The 3,904-nt window shown below is 64.7% G+C and carries 3 protein-coding genes and 1 pseudogene; 3 read left to right on the forward strand and 1 reads right to left on the reverse strand.

The genetic code is table 11. The features are described from left to right. Positions 1–709, reverse strand: a 709-nt coding sequence (uxuA, locus tag EN742_RS27205; protein ID WP_128333486.1) for a mannonate dehydratase, incomplete at its 3' end; no start/stop codon positions are given. 175 nt (positions 710–884) lie between these two features. Between uxuA and EN742_RS27210 the strand changes: the two are divergent. From EN742_RS27210 to EN742_RS27220, 3 genes and pseudogenes are all read left to right on the forward strand, one after another. Then, positions 885–1,663, forward strand: a pseudogene (locus tag EN742_RS27210) (SDR family oxidoreductase). Between the two features lie 159 nt (positions 1,664–1,822). Beyond that, the gene (locus EN742_RS27215) at positions 1,823–2,521 is read left to right on the forward strand and encodes a GntR family transcriptional regulator (RefSeq protein ID WP_126058162.1); all 699 of its coding nucleotides are present in this window, start codon (positions 1,823–1,825) and stop codon (positions 2,519–2,521) included. Positions 2,522–2,775: 254 nt separating this feature from the next. Next, a partial coding sequence (locus EN742_RS27220) for a glutamine synthetase family protein (protein WP_148670289.1) occupies positions 2,776–3,904 on the forward strand: 1,129 nt, incomplete at its 3' end.

Genomic DNA, 3,904 nt, shown 5'->3' on the forward strand with positions numbered 1-3,904 from the left:
GATCGGCCGGGTGGATGCACATGCGCGCCCCGACCTCCTCGGCGACCGGGATGATCTCGCTCAGGAACCAGGCAAGGTTGGCGCGCAGTTCCGCCGGGCCGATGGCGTCGTAGTCGGCGAGCGCGTCGCGCATCGTGTCGCGATTGTACTTGCGCTCGGTGGCCGGCAGGCCGGCGATCAGGTTGCGCTCGACCTTTTCGATCTGCTCGTCGCTCAGGGATTTCAGCCGCGCTTCCGCCTCCTTGAGACGCGCCGGGCTGTAGCTTGCCTCGGCATTCTTGCGCTTCAGCACGAAGACATCGTAGGCGGCGAAGTCGATCGCGTCGAAGCGCAAGGCATAGCCGGTGGTCGGCAGCCGGTACATGAGATCGGTGCGCGTCCAGTCGACCACCGGCATGAAATTGTAGCAGATGGTGGAAATGCCGGCCTTGGCCAGCGCCCGGATCGTGTCCTTGTACCAGCCGGCGTAACGCTGCCGTTCCGCCGCGCCGATCTTGATCGAGTTATGGACGGGAATGCTTTCCACCACCGACCAGGTCAGCCCGGCCGCCTCGATGATGCGCTTGCGCTCGAGGATAGTATCCAGGGGCCAGGCGCTGCCGTCATAGATGTTGTGCAGTGCCGTTACGATGCCGGTCGCTCCGGCCTGCTTGATATGGTCGAGCGTGACCGGATCGTCAGGGCCGTACCAGCGCCAGCATTGTTCCATGACACCCTCTTTTGTGATTCCGGCGGGACCTTATTGTCGGCCGCGACAGGGAGTCAAATCGGGCAGCCGCCGCCCGACGGGATACGCGTTCTTGTCGCCTGTCATCCTGCGCATTATGAGGATCGGCTACGGCGCCGCGCCTGCAAATCCCGGCGACAATCACGGAGTTTCGGCAATGAAGGATTTCGACGGCAAGATCGCCCTGGTGACTGGGACGACCGGGATCGGCCTGGCGAGCGCCAGGCGCCTCGCGGCGGGCGGAGCGGCGATCGTCGCGCTCGGTATCGACGAGAGCGCCAATGCGGCGATGCAGGACGAATTCGACCGCAACGGCGCCGCCGCGCTGGTGGCGACTGTCGATGTATCCGTGCCGGACCAGGTCGCCCAGGCGATCGCCGCCGGTGTCGGCCGCTTCGGCGGTCTGGACGTCATCGTCAATTCCGCCGCGGTGCATCCCTATGGCACCGCGACCAGCACCGACTTCGAGACCTGGAACCGGGCGATGTCCGTCAATGTCGGTTCCATCTACCTCACCGCCCACTACGGCATCCCCGAGATGATCAGGCGCGGCGGCGGCGCCATCGTCAACGTCGCCTCGGTGCAGGGCACTGCCTGCCAGCAGAATGTCGCCGCCTACGCCACCACCAAGGGCGCCATCCACACGCTGACGCGCTCGCTGGCGCTCGACTATGCCCGCCAGGGCATTCCAACTCGGTCAGCCCGGGTTCGATCCGCACGCCGATCCTCGAAAGGGCCGCGCGCGGCGACGACCCGAACGCCGATATAGAAGCAGCCTTCAAGCGCTTTGGCGAGGCGCATCCGCTCGGCCGCATCGGCGAGCCGGAGGAAGTGGCTGAACTCATCGCCTTCCTGTGCTCCTCCAAGGCGAGCTTCTGCACCGGCGCCGACTACAGGATCGATGGCGGCCTCCTGGCCGGCATTGGAGTAGGTTAGGGGGCATCGCTGGCAACGGGCCGGATGGCCGCCAAAGCCCGCACTTGCGGCGGCGCGCTGTAACCGTCTATCGTGGTTCCAAAGCCGCTCGCAACACATCCGGGCCGCCGACAGAGCCGACCGGGCAGATTTCAGGACGAGTGAAGCAACGCATCGCCAATGGCCGACAAATCGCAATTCGGGCTGACCGCTGTCGATACCGTTCCGTTGCATGAGAAAGTCTATCTGGAGCTCGTGCGGGCTCTGATGTCGGGCCAGTTGCAGCCCGGCCAGAAGCTGACCTCGCGCAAGCTCGCGAAGGAGCTCGGCACCAGCGACATGCCGGTGCGCAGCGCCTTCACCCGGCTGCAGGCCTTGAGGGCACTGAGCCCGATGCCGAACGGCAGCGTCGAGGTGCCGCTGATCTCGGCCGAACGCTTCTCGCAATTGACCGCCGTGCGCACCATCCTGGAAGGTACGGCCACCGAGCTCGCCACGAAACGCATCAACGGCAACAATCTGCGCGCCATCCGCCGCCATTGCACCGAGCTCACCCAGGCCGCGCGCGGCGGAAACATCGACGACTATCTGCGCAAGAACCACGACTTCAAATTCTCGATCTACCGCCACTGCGGCAACGAGCAGATGATCTTCCTGATCGAGACGGTGTGGATGCAGGTCGGTCCGTTCCTGAGGAACCTGGCGATCGGCTTCGAGGACGGCCTCGCCGGCATTCTCGGCATCGACTATCACGAGGAAGTCGTCGCGGCGATCGAGGCGCAGGACGGCGAACGGGCCCGCGCGGCCATCGTGCGCGACATCGACGAGGGTGCGACACATATCCTCGGCCAGGTGAAATTCCCGGACCTGCGCCACTAGGCAGACTGCAGGGCCCATTCGAGCACAAGCCGAAGGCGCCAAATCACGGCTTGGCTTTCCCGCGTCATCCAGCTATGTTGCGATCGCAGATCGCACAATACGGACCTGAAATGCCCCCCGATATCCCAGCTAGCAAATTGAAAAAATGAAGGAAAATTGCCTGGAAGCATCCATGGCGACCTTTCATGAACTCACAAGCTGAAAAATGGATATCGTAGCCGCGATGGCTACAGAAAGAACCAAGGGGCTGGAAATTGAGCGATGCAATTGCGGACGTTTTGAACTGGCTTGAAAGCAGGGAGGACATCCAGAGCCTGAGGGCCGCGGTGTGCGATCTGAACGGGATCATGCGCGGCAAGCGCATTCCCGTCGAGCAGGCGCGTAAGGCGCTCGAAGGCAAGCTGCGCATGCCCTACTCGCTGATCGGGCTCGACATCTGGGGCGAGGATATCGAAGGCAATGCGCAGGTCTTCTCGACCGGCGACGCCGACGGGCTTTGCCAGTGGACCGGGCGCGGCATCCTGCCCGTCAACTGGACGGCGCATCCGACAGCGCTTCTGCCGCTGTGGCTCGCCGATGAAAACGGCGCGCCCTATCTCGGCGACCCGCGCCGCGCGCTCGCCCGCATTCTCGACCGCTACGCCGCGCTCGGCCTGACCCCGGTCACCGCGACCGAGCTCGAATTCTACCTCGTCGACCCGACGTCGCAGCGCCCCGTCGGTCCGGTTTCACCGATCACTGGCCGGCGCCTCGATTCCGATGCCGCGCTCTCGATCGACGAGATCGACGATTTCGAGGCCTTCATCCATGACGTCTACGAGGCCTGCCGCATGCAAGGCATTCCCGTCGACACCGCGATCGCCGAGAACGGCGTCGGCCAGTTCGAGATCAACCTCAACCATGTGCCGGACGCCTTGCGCGCCGCCGACGACGCCGTTCTGTTCAAGCGCACCGTCAAGGGCATCGCCCGCAAGCACGGCTTTGCCGCCTGTTTCATGGCCAAGCCTTATGGGGAGCGCGCCGGCAACGGCTTCCATGTCCATTTCAGCGTCATCGATAAGGACGGCCGCAACATTTTCGACGACGGCAGCGACCAGGGCTCCGACACCATGCGTCATGCAGTCGGCGGGCTGCTTGCGGCGATGGCGGAGAGCACGCTGGTGTTCGCCCCGCACTTCAATTCCTATCGCCGGCTGCGGCCGCGCTCCTACGCGCCGACCGCGGTTGCCTGGGGCTACGAGAACCGCATGGTGGCGATCCGCATTCCCGGCGGGCCCTCCGCGGCGCGCCGCATCGAGCATCGCGTTTCCGGCGCCGACGCCAATCCCTACCTGGTGCTGGCGGCAATCCTGGGCGCGGCGCTGATCGGCATCGAGAAAGAAC

It is taken from the genome of Mesorhizobium sp. M4A.F.Ca.ET.020.02.1.1 (assembly GCF_004022645.1).
Lineage (GTDB): Bacteria > Pseudomonadota > Alphaproteobacteria > Rhizobiales > Rhizobiaceae > Mesorhizobium.

Coding starts and splice junctions, on each gene's coding strand:
- EN742_RS27215 (WP_126058162.1), top strand. CDS start 1,823: ATGGCCGACAAATCGCAATTCGGGCTGACCGCTGTCGATACCGTTCCG.